General features: G+C 45.4%; 21 protein-coding genes. 1 reads left to right on the top strand and 20 read right to left on the bottom strand.

Going from position 1 to position 19,323, the window contains the following annotated elements:
• Window positions 1-91: 91 nt before the first annotated feature.
• From EC328_RS02190 to kal, 20 genes are all read right to left on the bottom strand, one after another.
• Entirely contained in the window at window positions 92-751 is a 660-nt protein-coding gene (locus tag EC328_RS02190) for a 3-oxoacid CoA-transferase subunit B (protein ID WP_128424908.1), read from the bottom strand.
• Window positions 751-1,407: an acetate CoA-transferase subunit alpha gene (gene atoD, locus EC328_RS02185; protein WP_128424907.1), complete on the bottom strand. Its 657-nt coding sequence runs from the start codon at window positions 1,405-1,407 to the stop codon at window positions 751-753. Before atoD ends, EC328_RS02190 begins: the two co-directional genes overlap by 1 nt.
• A 326-nt stretch (window positions 1,408-1,733) precedes the next feature.
• Window positions 1,734-2,912, bottom strand: coding sequence for an acetyl-CoA C-acetyltransferase (locus EC328_RS02180; protein WP_128424906.1), 1,179 nt, complete (start codon window positions 2,910-2,912; stop codon window positions 1,734-1,736).
• Between the two features lie 50 nt (window positions 2,913-2,962).
• Complete coding sequence (gene wecB, locus EC328_RS02175; protein ID WP_128425287.1) at window positions 2,963-4,081, bottom strand: non-hydrolyzing UDP-N-acetylglucosamine 2-epimerase; 1,119 nt, start codon at window positions 4,079-4,081, stop codon at window positions 2,963-2,965.
• The gene (locus EC328_RS02170) at window positions 4,078-5,124 is read right to left on the bottom strand and encodes a glycosyltransferase family 4 protein (protein WP_128425286.1); all 1,047 of its coding nucleotides are present in this window, start codon (window positions 5,122-5,124) and stop codon (window positions 4,078-4,080) included. The genes wecB and EC328_RS02170 overlap by 4 nt, the downstream gene beginning before the upstream one ends.
• A gap of 120 nt (window positions 5,125-5,244) precedes the next feature.
• Complete coding sequence (gene upp / locus EC328_RS02165; protein WP_128425285.1) at window positions 5,245-5,874, bottom strand: uracil phosphoribosyltransferase; 630 nt, start codon at window positions 5,872-5,874, stop codon at window positions 5,245-5,247.
• Window positions 5,875-5,919: 45 nt separating this feature from the next.
• Complete coding sequence (rpiB, locus tag EC328_RS02160) at window positions 5,920-6,357, bottom strand: ribose 5-phosphate isomerase B (RefSeq protein ID WP_128425284.1); 438 nt, start codon at window positions 6,355-6,357, stop codon at window positions 5,920-5,922.
• 12 nt (window positions 6,358-6,369) lie between these two features.
• Complete coding sequence (locus tag EC328_RS02155) at window positions 6,370-6,813, bottom strand: low molecular weight protein arginine phosphatase (protein WP_128425283.1); 444 nt, start codon at window positions 6,811-6,813, stop codon at window positions 6,370-6,372.
• A gap of 9 nt (window positions 6,814-6,822) precedes the next feature.
• On the bottom strand, window positions 6,823-7,872 hold the full coding sequence (locus EC328_RS02150; protein ID WP_128425282.1) for an L-threonylcarbamoyladenylate synthase: 1,050 nt from the start codon (window positions 7,870-7,872) through the stop codon (window positions 6,823-6,825).
• Window positions 7,873-7,915: 43 nt separating this feature from the next.
• Window positions 7,916-8,989 (bottom strand): peptide chain release factor 1, encoded by a 1,074-nt coding sequence (gene prfA, locus EC328_RS02145; RefSeq protein ID WP_128425281.1) that lies wholly within the window; start codon window positions 8,987-8,989, stop codon window positions 7,916-7,918.
• Between the two features lie 86 nt (window positions 8,990-9,075).
• On the bottom strand, window positions 9,076-9,627 hold the full coding sequence (locus tag EC328_RS02140) for a chromate transporter (RefSeq protein WP_128425280.1): 552 nt from the start codon (window positions 9,625-9,627) through the stop codon (window positions 9,076-9,078).
• A gap of 12 nt (window positions 9,628-9,639) precedes the next feature.
• On the bottom strand, window positions 9,640-10,161 hold the full coding sequence (locus EC328_RS02135; RefSeq protein WP_128425279.1) for a chromate transporter: 522 nt from the start codon (window positions 10,159-10,161) through the stop codon (window positions 9,640-9,642).
• A gap of 12 nt (window positions 10,162-10,173) precedes the next feature.
• On the bottom strand, window positions 10,174-11,031 hold the full coding sequence (gene prmC / locus EC328_RS02130) for a peptide chain release factor N(5)-glutamine methyltransferase (protein WP_128425278.1): 858 nt from the start codon (window positions 11,029-11,031) through the stop codon (window positions 10,174-10,176).
• A complete protein-coding gene (locus EC328_RS02125; protein ID WP_128425277.1) occupies window positions 11,025-11,990 on the bottom strand; it encodes a DUF1385 domain-containing protein in 966 nt (321 codons plus the stop codon). The genes prmC and EC328_RS02125 overlap by 7 nt, the downstream gene beginning before the upstream one ends.
• A 63-nt stretch (window positions 11,991-12,053) precedes the next feature.
• Window positions 12,054-12,254 (bottom strand): 50S ribosomal protein L31, encoded by a 201-nt coding sequence (gene rpmE / locus EC328_RS02120; RefSeq protein ID WP_128425276.1) that lies wholly within the window; start codon window positions 12,252-12,254, stop codon window positions 12,054-12,056.
• Window positions 12,255-12,346: 92 nt separating this feature from the next.
• Complete coding sequence (gene rho / locus EC328_RS02115; protein ID WP_128425275.1) at window positions 12,347-13,735, bottom strand: transcription termination factor Rho; 1,389 nt, start codon at window positions 13,733-13,735, stop codon at window positions 12,347-12,349.
• A gap of 17 nt (window positions 13,736-13,752) precedes the next feature.
• Window positions 13,753-14,721 carry a class II fructose-bisphosphatase gene (glpX, locus tag EC328_RS02110; protein WP_128425274.1) on the bottom strand — a complete coding sequence of 323 codons (969 nt, stop codon included), beginning with the start codon at window positions 14,719-14,721 and terminating at the stop codon, window positions 13,753-13,755.
• Between the two features lie 166 nt (window positions 14,722-14,887).
• Window positions 14,888-16,504 (bottom strand): gamma-glutamyltransferase family protein, encoded by a 1,617-nt coding sequence (locus tag EC328_RS02105; RefSeq protein WP_420841489.1) that lies wholly within the window; start codon window positions 16,502-16,504, stop codon window positions 14,888-14,890.
• 79 nt (window positions 16,505-16,583) lie between these two features.
• Window positions 16,584-17,408, bottom strand: a complete 825-nt coding sequence (kce, locus tag EC328_RS02100) for a 3-keto-5-aminohexanoate cleavage enzyme (RefSeq protein WP_128425273.1) — start codon at window positions 17,406-17,408, stop codon at window positions 16,584-16,586.
• 133 nt (window positions 17,409-17,541) lie between these two features.
• Window positions 17,542-17,925, bottom strand: coding sequence for a 3-aminobutyryl-CoA ammonia lyase (gene kal, locus EC328_RS02095; protein WP_128425272.1), 384 nt, complete (start codon window positions 17,923-17,925; stop codon window positions 17,542-17,544).
• Between the two features lie 175 nt (window positions 17,926-18,100).
• Here kal and EC328_RS02090 point away from each other — a divergent pair, with 175 nt between their 5' ends.
• A complete protein-coding gene (locus EC328_RS02090) occupies window positions 18,101-19,318 on the top strand; it encodes a 6-phosphofructokinase (protein WP_128425271.1) in 1,218 nt (405 codons plus the stop codon).
• Window positions 19,319-19,323: the final 5 nt, after the last annotated feature.

Below are 19,323 nucleotides of genomic sequence, written 5' to 3'. Positions count from 1 at the left end.
ATTCTAACCTCATCATTATATCATTACTGGATAGTTTTTGCATTAACAAAAAAGCACCCCTGCTTTGCTCAGGGATGCTTCGCTGATAATATTATACTTCCATCTGCTTCATGTCTTCAGGGATGATCAGAGTAGCCTCTGTGGCTGCCTGTACCTCTTCCACTGTGAACTCCGGATTGATTTCTCTCAGGACTATGCCTTCTTTTGTAACCTCCATGAACCCCATCTCTGTTACTATATAGTCTACCTGGTGGGCTGCTGTCAGGGGTAGGGTGCACTCTTTAAGGATCTTGGGCGCTCCCTTTGCTGTGTGCTCCATTGCTATGGTTACTTTCTTTGCTCCTGTGACAAGGTCCATTGCTCCTCCCATTCCGGGTACCATTTTCCCTGGGATCATCCAGTTGGCAAGGTTCCCTTTCTCGTCTACCTGGAGGGCTCCAAGGACTGTCATGTCTACATGGCCTCCCCTTATGATGCCAAATGAGGTTGCTGAGTCGAAGAATACTCCGCCGGGTAGGATGGTTACGCATTGACCTCCTGCATTTACTATGTTCTTGTCTTCTTTGCCTTGCTCCGGTGCCGGGCCTACTCCTATGAAGCCGTTTTCTGACTGGAGGAATATGTTGGCTCCTTCAGGAAGGTAGTTTGCTACAAGGGTTGGCATCCCTATCCCCAGGTTTACTACGTCTCCGTCTTTTAGCATTCTTGCTACTCTTTTTGCTATGAATTCTTTTATCATGTTTTTATCCATTAGTTTGCACCTCCGTTTACAAGGTGTGTTACGAATATACCGGGGGTGACTACGTGGTTGGGATCCAGTTCTCCTACCTCTACTATTTCTTCTACCTCTGCTATTACTATGTCTGCTGCTGTTGCCATGAGGTGGTTGAAGTTTCTTGTTGCCCCGAAGTATACGAGGTTGCCGAATTTGTCTGCTGTCTGTGCCGCTATTATTGCTATGTCTGCTTTTAGTGGTCTTTCAAGAAGGTATTCTACTCCGTCAAGCTCTATCTTTTGTTTGCCTTCTTCTACTACTGTCCCGACTCCTGTGGGGGTCAGTATTCCTCCAAGGCCTGCCCCTCCTGCTCTTACCTGCTCTGCAAGGGTGCCTTGGGGTATCAGGATGACTTCTGTTTCTTTTTCGTTCATTTGTCTTCCTGTCTCTGGGTTTGTCCCTATATGGGATGCCATTATCTTTTTGAATTGTTTGTTTACTACCATTTTACCTACTCCGAATTCGGGGAAGGAGGTGTCGTTGCAGATCAGGGTCAGGTCTTTTACTCCTTTTTCTACGAGCTTGTCTATTATCCTGTGGGGATTGCCACAGCCCAGAAAACCGCCGACCATTATGGTCATGCCGTCTTTTACCATGTCGACTGCCTGCTCCATCGTTATTTGTTTGTGCATTTATTTCCCTCGCTTTCTTGTGTGTATTGGGTTTGACTTTGATGATCCATCATTGGCTGTTTTAGCTCTGAATTGACGATTGACGATTGACAGTTAACAATTCAGGAAGATTCTTCGCTTACGCTCAGAATGACTACTTATATGCCGGGTGGGCACTTTCTGTTATCCTGAACGTAGTGAAGGATCCTTGTTTTCCATTGTTTATTGTTCATTGTTCATTGTTCATTGTTTATTGTTCATTGTTTATTGTTCATTGTTTATTTGGATCCCTCGACTTTCGTTCGGGATGACAAGATAATTGTGAACTGTGAACTGTGGATTTTGAATTATCTTTTCACTACCATGGCTATTCCTTGTCCGCCTCCTATGCATAGGGTTGCAAGGCCGTTCTTTGCGTCTCTCTTTTCCATTTCATGAAGAAGGGTGACGAGGATCCTTGCTCCACTTGCTCCTATGGGGTGGCCTATTGCTATGGCTCCTCCGTTTACGTTTACTTTTTCCATGTCGAAGTTTAGTTCTTTTGCTACTGAGAGGGCTTGTGCCGCGAAGGCTTCGTTTGCTTCTACAAGGTCTATGTCTTCTATTTTCATGCCTGCTTTTTCAAGGGCTTTTTTGCTTGCTGGTATTGGCCCTGTTCCCATTATTGCAGGGTCTACTCCGCCTGATGCGTAGCTTGTTATTTCTGCCAGGATCTTTAAGCCGAGTTCTTCTGCTTTTTCTTTGCTCATTACTATTATGGCTGCTGCTCCGTCGTTTATTCCTGATGCATTTCCTGCTGTTACTGTTCCATCTTTCTTAAATGCTGGCTTTAGTTTGCCAAGGGTCTCCATTGTCGTGCCGAATTTCGGATATTCGTCTGTGTCTACTACTACCGGGTCGCCTTTTCTTTGGGGGATTATTACCGGTACTATTTCTTCTTTGAAGCGGCCTTCTTTTATTGCTTTTTCTGCTCTTATTTGTGAGTTGTAGGACAGCTCATCCTGCTCTTCTCTTGTGAGGCCGTATTTTTCTACTATGTTTTCTGCTGTTATTCCCATGTGGTAGTTGTTGAATATGTCTGTGAGGCCGTCTGCTACCATGTAGTCTATTACCTGTCCGTTGCCCATTCTTTGTCCCCATCTGTTGTTTGGCAAAAGATATGGCGCCTGGCTCATGTTTTCTGTTCCGCCTGCTACTATTATTTCTGCGTCTCCTGCTTTTATTGCCTGTGCTGCAAGGGCTACTGTCTTTAGTCCTGAGCCGCATACCTTGTTTACTGTGTATGAGGTGACATAGTCAGGGATGCCTGCGTGTATTGCAACTTGTCTTGCTACGTTTTGTCCCTGGCCTGCCTGGAGGACGTTTCCATAGATCACTTCGTCTACCATTTTAGGGTCAAGGTTTATTCTTTCCATGGCTGCCTTTACTGCTGTTGTCCCAAGTGCTACTGCACTTACGTCCTTGAATGCTCCGCCGTAGCTTCCTACCGGCGTTCTTACTGCACTTACTATTACTGCCTGCTTCATTTTTGTTACCTCCCTTATATTATCTATATTAATAGTTATTACCGACTATTTTACCTCATACCCATAAAGGTATCCGTTAAAATATCAACAATTCTTTTTGACGCATTACCGTCTCCATATGGATTGACTGCATGAGCCATTTTGGAATAGGCTTCCTTGTCAGTCAAAAGCTGAAGAAGGTTAGTATAAACATTTTCGTAGGATGTCCCCACAAGCCTCGCTGTCCCGGCCTGGATACCTTCAGGCCTTTCTGTCTCTTCTCTTATGACAAGTACGGGCTTTCCGAGAGCCGGCGCTTCCTCCTGAAGACCTCCTGAGTCTGTAACAGCCATGTAGCATCTTGCCATAAGGTTAGTGAATGGCTCATAATCCATTGGTTCAGTAAGATATACTGAAGGGTTGTCTCCAAGTATACTGTTTGCGATCTCTCTAACCTTGGGGTTTAGATGCACTGGAAATACAACTAATGCCTCCGGTACCATTTCAATGGCATCTCTGACTGCCTTGAATACGTTTTCCATGGGCTCTCCCAGATTCTCTCTCCTGTGACTTGTCAGGAGAATTACTTTTCTGTTCATAAAGTCCAAATGGTTGAGTCTCTCATCGCTGAAGGAGTATTCGTCTCTTACCGCGTACTTCAAGGCATCAATTACAGTGTTGCCTGTGATATATATTTTATCATCAGGGTACCCTTCACGAAGAAGATTTCCCCTATTAGTCTCAGTTGGTGCAAAATGAAAATCCGCAAGCACTCCCACCAGCTTTCGGTTTGCTTCCTCAGGGTAAGGAGAATACAGGTTGCCGCTCCTTAACCCTGCCTCGACGTGTCCAATGCTGATCTTTTGATAGAAAGCAGCAAGAGCTCCTGCAAATACTGTCGTTGTATCTCCCTGTACCAGAAGAACGTCCGGGTTCTCCTTTCTTATTACATCTTCAAGACCCTTGAGGGAGTTGACGGTTATATCAGTCAGGGTTTGCCCTGGCTTAAATATATTAAGGTCGTAATGTGGTACAATACCGAAGAGCTCGGTTACCTGATCAAGCATCTCTCTGTGCTGAGCAGTGATGCAGACTACCTGCTCAATGCCCTCTCTCTTTTCAAGCTCTTTTATTATGGGAGCCATCTTGACTCCTTCAGGTCTTGTCCCAAATACTGTCATTACCTTCATTTCTCGTCCTCCTTGCTGTCCTTTGTCGTTTTGAACAGGCCGAATTTTACGGCATAAATGATCGTTACTACAAAGAGAAGTGCTGACATATATACTGCCTGCCTGCTGTTGACCCTGGATACCAGAACAGAAAACAACCCGAATATACCAGATATCCCATAGAGTATCATTACAGTCTTTCTTTGTGAAAATCCTCTCTTGAGTAATCTATGATGGAGATGGTTCTTATCTGCAGACATTATCGAGCGTCCACTCAAAACTCTTCTGAATATAGCAAAAGTTGTGTCGAATATAGGCACTCCCAATATTATTATGGGCACAAGCATAGCGATTGTGGCAACGCTTTTCATTACTCCTTCTATTGAGATCACAGCGAGCATAAATCCTAAAAATAATGCCCCGGTATCCCCCATAAATATCTTTGCAGGATTGAAATTATAAGGTAAAAAGCCTATACATGCACCAGCAACCATCACTGCCAGGGCCCCAATCTGGGGCACTCCCAGCTTAAGAGCGACTGCTGTAAAGGAAAGTGCGGAAATAAATGCCACTCCTCCCGCAAGTCCGTCAAGTCCATCTATTAGGTTAAGAGTGTTTGTGATCCCTACTATCCAGAATAGAGTAACAGGTACCCCGATCCAGCTTAATGGTATGACAGTACCTCCCCACGACAATGGATTGGTAACGAAATCTATCTGTACACCGCCCCATATCGCCACAGCTGCTGCCGCTATCTGGAAGATGAGCTTTTCCACGGGGCTCATGCCCTTCATGTCGTCCTTCAGACCTGCAACAAAAATAACGGTCCCACCCGCCATTATACCATAAAGCTCTCTTGATCCTGGAAGGAACAAAAGCATGGAGATCATTACGGCCAGATACATTGCAACGCCGCCGATCAACGGCATCGGCTTTGAATGTACCCTTCTTTCATCCTTAGGGATATCCATAGCTCCTATTTTGGGAGCTAATTTTATAATTATTGGAGTAGCGGCAAGTGAAATCAATGCCGATACTAAAAAAGGCTTGATTAGTATTTCCATCGTGCTGAATTCTCCCTATATACTATTATATTAGATTCTACCCAAGAAACGGGACTATGTCAAACTTTTGACTATCTGCTTTCAAAAAGCACAAAAAGGCAGCTGAAACTGCCCTTGTTCCTATTTTGTGCCGAACAATCTGTCTCCCGCATCTCCAAGTCCTGGTACTATATAGGCGTGGTCATTTAATTTCTCGTCTATCGCACCCAGGTAGATGTCCACATCCGGAGCGGCATTCTGAACAGCCTTGATGCCCTCTGGTGCTGCAATAAGGCACACAAGCTTTATACTTTGGGCTCCGCTTCTCTTCAGGAACTCTATTGCCGCAATGGCTGAGCCTCCCGTAGCGAGCATAGGGTCAAGAAGTATAAGGTCTCTTTCACTGACATCCATGGGGAGCTTACAGTAATATTCAACGGGCTTTAGGGTTTCAGGGTCTCTGTAAAGACCGATATGACCCACCTTAGCGGCTGGTATAAGGTTCAGCATTCCATCGACCATACCAAGTCCGGCTCTAAGAATTGGAACCAAGCCTACTTTCTTTCCCGCTATGACTGGTGACATCATCCTTGTGATCGGAGTTTCTATTTCTACCTCTGTCAGCGGAAAATCCCTTGTGACCTCGTAGGCCATAAGCGTGGAAATCTCTGTTACCAGCTCCCTGAAATCCTTTGAGCCAGTGTTTTTATCCCTTATCATTGTGATTTTATGCTTTATCAACGGATGGTCCATTACGACAACTTTAGACATCAAATCGCTCCCCTCAAAATTTTATCTTTGATATTATACCACAAATCAGGCTTCAATTTCACCAATTTTATCAACCCGGATCTGATGTCTTCCACCCTGGAACTGCCCCTCAAGCCATGCCATGAGGATCTCTGTTGCAAGGCCGATTCCAAGAACTCTTCCTCCCAGAGCAAGCATATTTGCATTATTATGCTCTCTGCTCATCCTGGCCGAATAGGTATCTCCGCATAGTGCACATCTTATACCCTTTACCTTGTTTGCAGATATGGAAATTCCAATCCCGGTTCCGCAGATTACTACAGCCCTGTCAACCTCGCCTGCTACAACTGCCTCAGCCACCAGCTTACCATAATCCGGATAATCCACCGAATCCCTGGAATGAGTCCCGTAGTCGATTACCTCGATTTGTCTTTCCTCCATAAATTTTATAAGCTCTTCCTTCAGTTCAAAGCCTCCATGGTCACTTCCAATACCTATTTTCAATTTAAGCCCTCCTTATCCCTTGATTTTGTCTATGATAGAATCTATTGCTTCGTTTAATTCGTCTCTTACACGTTTATACAGTGAAACAGGGCCTCCATATGGATCCTCGATATCTATATTCTGATCCAGAGCGTATGATTTGAGAAGATATACTTTATCTTTCAACTCCGGATAAAGCTCTGAGATCCTGAATAACTGGGATTGGGTCATGACCAGGACCAAATCAGCCCATTTCATTAGCTCCAGATCAAGAATGTTTGCCCTGTGCTCACCAAGGCTTTTAATATTCTTCATTGCCTCAACGGCACCTCTGCTTGCCCTGTCGCCATCAAGGGCAAATATCCCTGCCGATTTTACCTCGATTGGAAGACCAAGAACCTCCGCTTTAGTTTTTAGCAATGCCTCTGCCATCGGGCTTCTGCAAGTGTTCCCGGTGCATACGAACAATACTTTCATAGGAACCTCCTATACCTTTACAAGCTTTCCTCCTGCCGCCTTCAGGAGTCTGTTCATGATTGCAAGTCCAATCTCATCCTCCCCTACAGCCTCGCAAATTATTAGGTCAACCTTTGTTCTGTCCAGATCTCTTATGATATGAAACAAGTTGTGGGCGATCGTTTCCTTGTCCACACAAGACCCCATATCAGCCACCATGTGAGCAGAATAGCTGCCCTTGTTTTCTGTGCAGCACATTATACCTACCTTCATGCCCTTAAGCACAGCCTCTGTTGTCAATCGATTTATCTCGTCAACTATTTTTTTATTCTCCCCCGAAACCAGGATCATCTGAGCCTTGGGCGCATAATGCCTGTACTTTTGACCAGGGGATTTTGGGACCATATCCTCGTTTGATGGGCCCAAGGCAGGGTCCACAATTGCGTTTGGAAGAAGCATCCTGACATCCTCAAGTGTTACTCCTCCCGGCCTCAGGATCATCGGCTTGTCTCCGGTAAGGTCGAGTACGGTGGATTCAAGACCAACGCCTGTTTCACCTCCGTCAATTATCATTGGGATCTTGCCATCCATATCCTCAAGGACGTGCTCAGCCCTGGTAGGGCTGGGCTTACCTGAGCTGTTTGCAGAGGGTGCAGCTATCGGTGTTCCGCTTAAGCTAATGAGCCTAAGAGCTATGGGATGGCTTGGCATCCTGATGGCGACGGTTTCAAGTCCTGCTGTTACTATATCTGGCACTATCTCTCTTCGTCTGAATAATATCGTGAGAGGTCCAGGCCAAAATTTCTCAATACATAGTCTTGCTGCAAATGGAATTTCCATTACCAGCTGCTCCAGCATATCTACAGAATCGACGTGAAGTATCAATGGGTTATCCTGAGGTCTTCCCTTTGATAGAAATATCTTATTAACTGCATCCTCATTGAGTCCATCAGCGCCCAGTCCGTATACTGTCTCCGTTGGGAATGCCACAAGCTCACCGTCCCTTATTAAAGCTGCTGCTGCCTGTATCAACTCTTCCTCTGGCTCTGTGCTGTTGATATTAATTACTTTGGTATCCATATCCATCTCATCCTTTTCACAAAAAAAGAGGGTCATCCCCTCTTTAGCTGATCTGCTGTAGCCTTTCCGCCTGATCCGTAGTAGTCAGTGAGTCGATCATCTCCTCGAGATCTCCGTCTACGAAGCTATTCAACTTGTACAGGGTCAGATTTATTCTGTGGTCCGTTACTCTTCCCTGCGGGAAATTGTACGTTCTGATCCTTTCAGATCTGTCCCCTGTTCCTACCTGACCCTTCTTAAGCTGTGCCATCTCTGCATTTTGCTCATGGATCTTCATGTCGTAAAGCTTGGTCTTAAGAATCTTAAGTGCCTTTTCCTTGTTCTTAAGCTGACTTTTCTCGTCCTGACAGGAGACGACTATCCCTGTAGGGTTATGAGTGATCCTTACTGCTGAGTCTGTTGTATTTACAGACTGACCTCCATTCCCTGAGGAACGGAACACGTCAACCCTTATATCCTGAGGATTTATTTCAACATCTACATCCTCCGCCTCCGGAAGCACTGCAACAGTTGCAGTTGAAGTATGGATCCTGCCACTGGCCTCAGTCTCAGGGACTCTTTGCACCCTGTGGACGCCGGACTCGTATTTTAGCTTGCTGTAGGCTCCTTTGCCTTTGATCATAAAGATGACTTCCTTATAGCCCCCAATACCTATTTCATTAGTGTTCATTATTTCGACCTTCCAGTTGTTCCTTTCAGCATACCTTACATACATCCTGAACAGAACCCCCGCGAAAAGAGCTGCTTCGTCTCCACCTGCTCCTCCTCTGATCTCTACGATTACGTTCTTGTGGTCGTTGGGATCCTTTGGAAGAAGGAGCAGCTTCAACTCATCCTCATAGGTCTGAAGACTCTCTTCAAGGGCCTTGACCTCTTCCTTGACCATATCTCTCATGTCCTCATCCAGAGCCTTGTCATAAAGCATCTCCTTGGAGTCCTCAAGCTCTGACTTTGCCTTGGTGTACTCTCTGTATTTTGAAACGATGGGCTCAAGGTCAGATTGCTCCTTCATTACCCTTTGCCATTCCTCCTTGTCCTCGTTTATCAGGTTCGGGTCCATGGCCTTTTCTGTCAATTCCCTGTATTTATCTTCAATAAATGCTAATTTGTCAAACACTGCTTTTACCTCTCCTCTATATGTTACTTTTTCGCATATCCTACCACATCACTATTATATTAGATGAAGCTGTACATTTCAAGAAGCTAATGCTCTCTCTCCTTCTGCGGTGCTGCGAAAAACCTGTGATAGACGACAGATAATACTGCACCTGAGGTTACCACCCAGATGGGGCTTATCCCAAGGAACATAACTGCGATAACGGCTGCAAGGGAAGCACCCAGTATCGCCCAGGTCCTTTTTGTCTTTGTCCACATCTTGTATACTGCTGCCAGGATCAATGCTACGATTGCAGGCCTTATCCCTGCGAAGATCTTGTCTATTACAGCTAACGACCTGAATCTGTAGAAATAGATCGCTACTACAAGTATAGTAATAAATGAAGGTAGAACTGTTCCCAACGTGCAGGCTATAGCACCTAAAAATCCGTTTATCCTGTAACCGACATAAATACTTGTATTTACGGCTACCGGTCCGGGGGAGGCTTGGGCAAGGGCTATTGCATCAAGAAATTCCTCATCCTTTATAAGTTTCTTATTTTCCACGATCTCCCGTTGGATTATTGGAATCATTGCATAGCCTCCGCCGAAGGTAAAGGCCCCTATCTTGAAAAATGTCAAAAATAAGCTTAAAAGCATGCCTAACCCCTCCTAAAACAATACTACGCCCATAACACCGGCAAGAATTATTGCGTATATGGGGTTGAAATTTCTAAAGGCTACCAAATAAAACAACACTATAGCAATCAAAACCGATTGTATATCCACAAAGGTTGAAATTGCAACGCTGAAGGCTGCAACTGCAATAAGGCCAAGAACTACGGACCTTATGCCCTTTAATATCCAATCCACATAGGGCGAGCTTTTAAATCTGAAAATAAAATGAAAGATAAAGCTCATCACGATAAATGAAGGAAGGACTACTCCCAGAGTCGCCACTGCGGAGCCTGCAATTCCTGCGACCTTGTAACCAAGGAAGGTGGCCGAATTGATCGCAATAGGTCCGGGGGTCATCTCAGCGATCGCCAGTATATCTATGTATTCTGCCATAGTTATCCACCTGTGGACCTCTATTACTTCCTCCTGTATCATAGGAAGCATGGCATAGCCTCCGCCAAAGCTGAAGGCTCCTATCTTAAAGAATGATACGAACAAGTCTATAAGGGCTCCCATATTACCCCTCCTTTATGATCTTCCCGCGACTATCCTGTCCCTGTTCTCAAGATCCTTTTCGACAGTCACAGCTTTAAAACCATTTCCCTCCATGATCCGAGCGACATCCGGCCCCTGTCCGGCACCAATCTCGAAAATCAATAATCCTCCGTTAGCGAGGTATTTCCTTGCCTGCGAGGTTATCTTCCTGTAGTAGTCAAGTCCGTCTTCTCCCCCAAAAAGGGCCAGAGCCGGCTCGTACATCCTGACCTCCTTCTGGAGGGTCTCTCTGTTTCCCTCAGGAATATAAGGCGGGTTCGAAGCAATGATATCGAAGCCTTGAAGATATTCCTCTCCAATGGATGAAAACAGATCGCTCTCAATGAATCTGACATTATCAAGCCTTAAGTTTATTCTGTTTTCCTCAGCGATCATAAGGGCTTCTTTGGAGATATCGACCCCAAGGATCTCGCCTTTTGGTCTGTGATACGCTGTCGAAAGAGATATGGCACCGCTGCCGACGCCAATATCAAGCATCCTGTAGGTCCTGTCATCAAATTCCTCATCGATGAATTTTATCAGCCATTCCACCAGGAGCTCGGTGTCCCCCCTTGGGATCAGAACCCCGTTACCGACTTTAAAATCAATTCCCATAAATTCCTGTATGCCTAATATATACTGAAGAGGCTCCCCTGATTTACGCCTCTCAATTATCCAAATGAATTTATCCTTTTCTTCCTCAGAAACCTCTTTGTCTCCATGGGCATAAAGATAAGACCTATCCACTCCCAGCAATTGGGACAGGATAAGTCTTGTTTCCTGCTGGGGATTAGAGTATTCAATTCCTGACAGAGCTTCGCTCCCCCATTTTAGCAGCTCTTGTATTACCACAAGTCTGCCTCCTTGTTCTCAGGTATTACTGCAAGCAGCGATTTGATGGCCACCTCTATCTGCGAGTCATCCGGCTCTTTGACTGTGGCCAGCTTCTGTATCATAAGGCCAGGGTAGCTCAGTGCGTAGCAAAGCCTCGAATCACTTCTGCCGATCACTCTGTTTATTTCGTAGGATATCCCTGCGATCACAGGGAACATCAATATCCTCGTAACCACTCTCATCACAGGATTTGGCCAACCGAAAAATGAAAGAACAATTATGCTCACTATCATGACCATGAATAGAAAGCTTGTCCCGCATCTTGCGTGGAGTATTGGGAATCGTTTTACATTTTCTACAGTCAATGGCATCTCATTCTCATAGCAGTGGATGCTCTTGTGCTCAGCTCCGTGGTATTGGAACACTCGCTTGATATCATCAAGCTTTGATACCCACACCACATAGATAAGGAATATTGCTATCCTTAAAACACCCTCCACCAGGTTCAGTCCTATTGTACTGTTTATCCTGCCTCTCAGAAGGTTTGTTATGAGGCTTGGAAGTACCATGAATATCCCGATGGTCAATGCAAGTGATATGACGACGGCAAGTGTCATCTCCACTTCCTGCGCCTTTTCCTTGAAGATCCTCTCTATCAGGGTTTTCTTTGGTTTTCCATCTTTATCCCTGGGAGGCTCGTCCTCAAAGAACTCGGCAGAATAGAGCAATGCCCCTGTGCCAATCTTAAGGGCGTCAATAAGTCCGACCATCCCTCTGATGAATGGCAGAGTAAAGATCCTGCTCTTCTTTGCAAGAGATCTCACCGGCTCTACCTTGAGCTCAATATCGTTGTCAGGCTTCCTCACTGCTATGGCGATCTTGTCAGGCCCTTTCATCATAACTCCCTCAATAAGTGCCTGCCCGCCAATGGTCGTTTTATGTTTCGCACTTACACGTGCAGTTTTGAGCTTTGCCATAAATACACTTCCTCATAAAAAATATGGGTTAGTGCAGATGCAACTAACCCGTCGTTGAAGAAACTAATCGATTGAATATTTCTTCTTGAATTTCTCTACACGCCCGCCACGCTCAACAAACTTTTGCTTGCCGGTAAAGAATGGATGGCACTCTGAACATACTTCCACTCTAAGCTCATCCTTAGTGGAGCCTGTTGTGAATGTGTTACCACATGCACATGTTACAGTTACTTCTTTATATGCTGGATGGATTCCTGCCTTCATTACATTCACCTCTCTTCAATACGAGTATCTATTTTTGCAACTACTCCTCGATATAACCACTAAATTATAGCACAGCATCTAAAAATATTCAACTATATCCAAATTTTATTTCTCATTTCAGTTATGAAATCTTCATTGGTTTTAGTTTCAAGAAGCTTGGCTATCAATAGCTCGGTTACCTCCTGAGTGCTGCCGCTTCCAAGAGCCTTCCTCATCGCCCATACGGTCTCAAGCTCCTTCTGGGTCATGATCAGCTCTTCTCTCCTGGTCCCCGACTTGTAAATATCTATCGCAGGGAATATCCTCTTTTCTGAAAGCTTCCTGTCAAGGTGTATCTCCATATTACCTGTACCCTTGAACTCCTCGAAAATAACATCATCCATCCTGCTGCCTGTTTCCACTAATGCAGTGGCAAGGATAGTAAGGCTTCCGCCCTCTTCAAGATTCCTCGCCGCTCCGAAGAATCTCTTCGGCTTGTGGAGAGCACCGGGGTCCAGGCCTCCTGACAATGTTCTCCCTGTGGGAGGAATAGTAAGGTTGTAGGCTCTGGCAAGTCTTGTGATGCTGTCTAAGAGAATAACTACATCCTTTCCATGCTCAACCAGTCGCTTCGCTCTTTCCAGAACTATTTCCGCAACCTTTGTGTGGTTCTTTGGCAGCTCGTCAAATGTTGAGTAAACAACATCTCCCTTGACGGATCTTTTCATGTCAGTTACTTCCTCTGGTCTCTCATCGATCAAAAGGATTATCATCTCGACCTCAGGATGATTTTGGGCTATGCCATTGGCGATCATCTTAAGCAGAGTAGTCTTGCCCGCCTTTGGAGGTGCGACTATCATACCCCTTTGACCCTTTCCTATGGGCGCTACGAGGTCGATCATTCTCGTTGCATATTCCTTGGCTCCGGTTTCAAGTATCAGCCTTTCAGTAGGATAGATCGGCGTCAGACTGTCAAAATCAGGTCTGTTTATGGCAGTTGCAGGCGGCATGTCGTTTACAGCCTTCACATAAAGGAGTGCATTAAACTTTTCCCCTGCCTTTGGAGGCCTTGTTATACCAGTTATTTTATCTCCTGTTTGCAGATGGAATCTCCTGATTTGGGAAGGTGAAATATATATATCATCCTCTCCCGACAGATAGTTATCCCTTCTTAGAAATCCGTAGCCATCCTGATGCATTTCAAGGATACCCTCGGCTATGTTGATATCCTCAAGCTGCTCCATCTCCTCAGATGCCTTGTCTGAAAGGTCCTCGGTGTCCAGGTCGGTTATTTCGAGCTTCTCCTCCGGTACCTCATCAGTGGATGACTCCGGTTCAGCGCTCTCAACTGACTCATTACCAGCAGGCTCTGACGACAAAGTTCTTACTATTAGCTCAAGAAGCTCCTCTTTTTTGTATTTATAAGTCTTTTCAATACCATAAGCCTTTGCAATTTCTCTTAGCTGACTTAAGTTCTTCTTTTCCAACAATTCCTGACTCAATATATCACCTCTCTTTATTACTTGGCGTATTCGGGCTTTTTATCCAGTTGATGGACCGCCTTCATAAACCTTACCGTCCCTGTTTCGGCTCTAAGAATAAGAGTCTCTGTAGTAGCTCTGTTGTTATCCAAATACTTTACACCCTCAAGAAGCTCTCCATAGCTTACTCCGGTGGCGGAGAAGGCAATCTCGTCTCCCTTTACAAGGTCATCGGTAAGATATACCTTATCTAACTCCACTCCCATTCTTATGCATCGTTCTCTCTGAACTTCATCTTCAGGTAATAAAATCCCCTGGAATTCTCCCCCCAGACACTTCAGGGCAGCTGCTGCAAGAACACCCTCCGGCGCTCCTCCGCTACCCATGAGTATGTCTACCCCTGCTTCTTCAAAGCAGGTCGATATTGCTCCCAGAACATCTCCATCATATATGAACTTCAGTCTGGCGCCAGTTTCCCTGATCTCATTTATCATCTTCCTGTGGCGTTCCCTGTCGAGTATTATGACCGTTATGTCAGATGGATCCTTCTCAAGCGCCTTAGCAACATTCTCGATATTAACTTTAACAGAAGCCTTAATGTCTATTGCTCCCTTTGCCTTGGGTCCTACAGCCAGCTTTTCCATGTACATATCAGGTGCATTCAAAAGACATCCTCTGGGAGCTACGGCAACTACAGCTATTGCATTGGCCAGTCCATGGGCGACTGCAAGAGTTCCATCCAAGGGGTCTACTGCTATATCAACCTTGGGGTTGCCTTCTCTGGGAGTACCAATGTGCTCACCTATGTAGAGCATTGGAGCCTCGTCCATCTCTCCCTCGCCAATAACAACTTCTCCATCTATGTCTATGGTGTCGAACATCCTTCTCATGGCATCTACGGCCAGCTGGTCAGCCTTGTTCTTATCGCCTCTTCCCAGCATCCTTGCACTGGCAAGAGCTGCAGCCTCTGTTACTCTCGCAAGATTTACCGCTAAGTTTCTATCCATCACTTAAACCCCCTTTTTCACCAATTCACAATTCACAATTCAAAGTGCACAATTGGAAACCAAGTTAGAGCTAAAATCGAAGAACTAAAAGCTGAGATTCCTCGACTTCGCTCGGAATGACAAAGCCTTTCATTGTGCATTGTCCATTGTCCATTGTCAATTGATACTACCACACCGCTATATATCCATCCGCTCTGCTTTCCGTTCCTCCGCACAATACTCCGTTATCATCTCTCCAGATTATCTGACCTCTGCCAAAGCTTCCGGTATCAAGATTTACAGATACATCGTGACCCTTTCTGGCAAGAGCCTCTGCCAGCTCAGTCGGGAAGCTCTTCTCTACCTGGATATTGTTGCCTCCTATCCACTGCCATCTCGGTGAATCGAGGGCATCCTGGGGATTGAGTCCAAACTCTATGGAATTGAGGACAACCTGAAGATGTCCCTGTGGCTGCATATAGGCTCCCATAACTCCAAATGGCCCAATCGGTTTTCCATCCTTTGACAGGAATCCAGGTATGATTGTATGATATGGTCTCTTTCCAGGCAGCAATGAGTTGGGGTGCCCCTCCTCACACACGAAGTCATACCCTCTGTTGTGGAGAGAGATACCAGTTCCCGGTACCACGAGCCCTGACCCGAAGCCCCAATAGTTGCTTTGGATATACGATATCATGTTTCCCTCTCCATCTGCTGCTGCGAGGTATACCGTACCTCCGCGTTTAGGCTGATTGTCCAGTGGAAGCCTTGCATTCCCGGTTATCAGCCCTGCTCTCATAGACAGATACTCAGGCTCAAGGACAGCTCTCCAGCTGTCATCCATATGATCCTGATCTCCAATGATCCTGTTGCCATCCTCAAAGCCCAGCTTCATAGCCTCGATCGCTCTGTGTATCGTTTCAGGATCCTCTATATGTCCCTTTTCCAGCCTGTCAAGTATACCGAGAGCCATAAGAGCCGTTATGCCTTGCCCATTGGGAGGTATCTCCCAAACATCGTAGCCTCTGAATGAAGTAGTTATTGGCTTTACCCATTCTGCATGATGCGCTGCCAGATCTTCTTTTTCCATGAGACCGCCTGATGCTTTGATAAATCCTGAAATCTTTTCTGCAAGCTCTCCTCTGTAAAATGACTCCCCGCCGGATGAGGCTATGAGCTCAAGAGTCCTTGCCTGCTCCTCAGATTTCCAAAGCTCCCCAGGATAAGGTGTGCGGCCTTCCATGGTAAAGTGGTCAAACCATGGATTTATGTAAGGCTTATCCGCTAATTCAGAGTATCTTTCCAATGCCTGTTTCCAATATCTTGCAACTGTAGTGTGGACTACATGGCCGTTTCTTGCAATTTCTACAGCAGGTTTTAAAACCTCATCAAGTGGAAGCTTTCCAAACCTTCGGTTAATTTCTGCCCACACAGATACTGCCCCGGGAACGGTAACGGCTAAAGGGCCATATTTTGGTATTTTATCGTAGCCATTATCCCTTAACCATTGGATGGTCAGTTTTTGAGGAGATCTTCCACTTCCATTTATCCCAAGGATCTCTCCATCCCTGGAAAGGATTGCAAAGGCATCTCCTCCGATACCATTGCTTGTCGGTTCTACTACTGTCAGTGCTGCAGCTGCGGCGATGGCACCATCAAAGGCATTCCCTCCAGCCTTCATGACCGTGATCCCAGCCTGTGACGCTATAGGGTGGGTAGTGGAAACCATACCCTTATGCCCAAAAATCAGATTCCTCTTTGACGGATATCTTTGATAATAGGGGTCAAATTTCAATTTTTTCACATCCTTATGGGAAATTAAATAGAGAAAAGAAAATTGGTACCGCTGTTGGTACCAATTATATCACATAAATAAATATTTATTAAGCTTTTAGTGGTTTCAGCCCAAGTATTTCCCTTGCTTCTGCAGGAGTCGCTATTTCTCTTCCAAGCTCCTTGGCAAGTCTTACAACCTTTTCTACCATTTCACCGTTGGATTTTGCAAGGACACCCTTCTCTATATAGGTGTTGTCTTCAAAACCGACTCTCACGTTTCCGCCCATAACTATTGCCATGGCAGCTATCGGGAATTGGTTCCTGCCTATACCGGCTGCAGTCCAGGTGGAGCCCTGTGGTATGCTGTCCACCATAAATGCCAGATCCCTTGCAGTAGCTGACATCTGGACCCCAAGAACGAAATCGAAGTGCATGGGGGCTTTAATGAAGCCTTGCTTCTGGAATCTGATGGCATAGTCGATCATGCCCTTGTCAAATACCTCAACCTCCGGCTTAATGTCTCTTTCTATCATGATCCTTCCAAAATTCTTAATGGTTGTTTCTGTGTTTACAAAGATCTCGTCTCCACCAAAATTAAGTGTTCCGCAGTCAAGAGTAGCCATTTCAGGATACAGCTCAGTTGGCTGAAGTCTTTCTTCGTCTGTCATCCCGACAGCACCACCTGTGGACGGCTGGATTATGACATCCGGACACCTTCTTCTGATTTCATCCATTGCAAGCTTAAATCTTTCCTTACTTTGAGTGGGAGTGCCGTCGTCCTCTCTTACATGAAGGTGGATTATGCTCGCTCCTGCTTTATATGCAGCCTCTGCTTCTCTGCCAATTTCTTCTATTGTATATGGCACATTTGGATTGTTTTCCTTTGTTACCTCTGCCCCGCAAATGGCAGCAGTAATTATTAGTTTTTCCATAATAACATCTCCTCGTATAAGTTGGTTAGTTGGAAAGGGGAAAGGGGAAAACACAAATTGACAATTGACGATTGACGATGAAAGGCTTTGTCATCCCGACCGTAGTGGAGGGATCTCAATTGTGCATTGTGAATTATTTTCTCTTCTTATCCTTCGGTACTACACAGGTTCCTTCAGCTATACATACGATTATCGGTTCTTCCAGCACGTCGCATGCTGATTCGTTTATGTCAGGTCTTGGTACGATAACCTTTCTTGCTTCAAACTTCATCTTTCTTGATGTATTTCCAACGCTCACTATTTCGCCTACTGCCTCGATGTAATCTCCTGCAAAAACAGGCGCCTTGAACTCCACCTTGTCATATGCAACGAAAAGTCCTTCGTCTCCATCCAGCCTTATGAGAAGCTCAGTCGCAACGTCTCCAAACAGACCCAGCATTCTGGCTCCGTCGACAAGATTACCGCCGTAGTGGGCATCGTGTGCACTCATTCTAACTCTGATCATTGATTTTTCCATCAAGATACCTCCCTGTTAATGTTTGTCTCAATTATAACATAGTCCTTGTTTTTATTCCACATGAGAAATCGTTATCCCTTTCATAGCTTGTTGAATACAGGCCTGTTATCTGATATTATGATATCAATGGAACTCAGTGTTTATAATGGGATCAACTGATAAAGGAGGATAAATCATGAAGCTTGAAGGGAATGTATTAGTAGCCCAGGGCGGAGGACCAACCGCAGTCATTAACCAGTCAATGGTGGGTGTAGTACTTGAAGCAAGGAAATTTCCACAGGTTCAGAAGATATATGGAGCTTTGAATGGCGTCAGGGGAATAATAAACGAGGAATTCCTGGACCTTACCCAGGAGACTACCAATAACCTTGAAAAGGTGGCGGGAACACCGTCATCCGCCCTGCTCTCGACCAGAGACAAGCCTGATGATGAATACTGCAACAAGATATTCAAGGTTCTGGAAGCTCACAATATCCGCTACTTCTTTTACATAGGTGGCAATGATTCAGCAGATACAGTAAGGATCGTCAATGAAAAGGCGATGCAGTCAGGTTATGAGCTAAGGGCGATCCATATTCCAAAGACCATCGACAACGACCTTAGGGTCAATGACCATTGTCCGGGTTATGGCTCGGCAGCAAAATTCGTTGCCCAGGCTTTTATGGGAGTCAACCTTGATGTTAAAGCATTAGCAGGGGTATACATTGGCGTGGTTATGGGAAGAAATGCTGGATTTTTGACCGCAGCAGCATCTATGGCTCAAAAATATCCCGATGATGGTCCACATCTCATCTATCTGCCTGAGCGACCCTTCAATGTGGAGAGCTTTATCAATGATGTCAGGGATGTTTACGATAGATACGGCAGGTGTGTTATTGCAGTATCAGAGGGAGTATCTGATGAAAGCGGCACGCCGATAATCGCAAGTCTGACCAAGGATATCGAGGTGGACAGTCACGGCAACGTCCAGCTTTCGGGTACAGGTGCTTTGGGGGATCTGTTGTCTAACCTTATAAAGGAGAAGCTTGGGATAAAGAGAGTTCGAAGCGACACTTTCGGCTACCTGCAAAGATCATTCATTGGGTGTGTATCAGATGTAGATCAGCAGGAGGCCAGAGAGGTTGGCGAGAAAGCTGCTCAATATGCCTTATGGCATAATGTAGACGGATCTGTCACTATCCACAGAACTGGACTATACTCTGTAGACTACAGGCTCACGCAGCTTTCAGAGGTTGCAAGAAATACACGTTCAATGCCCGATGAGTTTATCAACCAGGCCGGAAACGGAGTAACAGAGGCCTTTAAGTATTACCTGCTCCCGCTGTTAGGCTCTAATATGCCTCAGGCACATAGATTAAGAGCCCCAAGAGTCGAGAAGAAACTCAACAAATAGAACGG

Source organism: Gudongella oleilytica (genome assembly GCF_004101785.1).
Lineage (GTDB): Bacteria > Bacillota > Clostridia > Tissierellales > Tissierellaceae > Gudongella > Gudongella oleilytica.
Note: the sequence above shows the minus strand (reverse complement) of the source record. Positions and strands in the feature narration are given on the sequence as shown.

Coding starts and splice junctions, on each gene's coding strand:
- EC328_RS02190 (WP_128424908.1), bottom strand. CDS start 751: ATGGATAAAAACATGATAAAAGAATTCATAGCAAAAAGAGTAGCAAGA.
- atoD (WP_128424907.1), bottom strand. CDS start 1,407: ATGCACAAACAAATAACGATGGAGCAGGCAGTCGACATGGTAAAAGAC.
- EC328_RS02180 (WP_128424906.1), bottom strand. CDS start 2,912: ATGAAGCAGGCAGTAATAGTAAGTGCAGTAAGAACGCCGGTAGGAAGC.
- wecB (WP_128425287.1), bottom strand. CDS start 4,081: ATGAAGGTAATGACAGTATTTGGGACAAGACCTGAAGGAGTCAAGATG.
- EC328_RS02170 (WP_128425286.1), bottom strand. CDS start 5,124: ATGGAAATACTAATCAAGCCTTTTTTAGTATCGGCATTGATTTCACTT.
- upp (WP_128425285.1), bottom strand. CDS start 5,874: ATGTCTAAAGTTGTCGTAATGGACCATCCGTTGATAAAGCATAAAATC.
- EC328_RS02155 (WP_128425283.1), bottom strand. CDS start 6,813: ATGAAAGTATTGTTCGTATGCACCGGGAACACTTGCAGAAGCCCGATG.
- EC328_RS02150 (WP_128425282.1), bottom strand. CDS start 7,872: ATGGATACCAAAGTAATTAATATCAACAGCACAGAGCCAGAGGAAGAG.
- EC328_RS02140 (WP_128425280.1), bottom strand. CDS start 9,627: ATGCTTTTAAGCTTATTTTTGACATTTTTCAAGATAGGGGCCTTTACC.
- EC328_RS02135 (WP_128425279.1), bottom strand. CDS start 10,161: ATGGGAGCCCTTATAGACTTGTTCGTATCATTCTTTAAGATAGGAGCC.
- EC328_RS02125 (WP_128425277.1), bottom strand. CDS start 11,990: ATGGCAAAGCTCAAAACTGCACGTGTAAGTGCGAAACATAAAACGACC.
- rpmE (WP_128425276.1), bottom strand. CDS start 12,254: ATGAAGGCAGGAATCCATCCAGCATATAAAGAAGTAACTGTAACATGT.
- glpX (WP_128425274.1), bottom strand. CDS start 14,721: ATGGATAGAAACTTAGCGGTAAATCTTGCGAGAGTAACAGAGGCTGCA.
- kce (WP_128425273.1), bottom strand. CDS start 17,408: ATGGAAAAACTAATAATTACTGCTGCCATTTGCGGGGCAGAGGTAACA.
- kal (WP_128425272.1), bottom strand. CDS start 17,925: ATGGAAAAATCAATGATCAGAGTTAGAATGAGTGCACACGATGCCCAC.
- EC328_RS02090 (WP_128425271.1), top strand. CDS start 18,101: ATGAAGCTTGAAGGGAATGTATTAGTAGCCCAGGGCGGAGGACCAACC.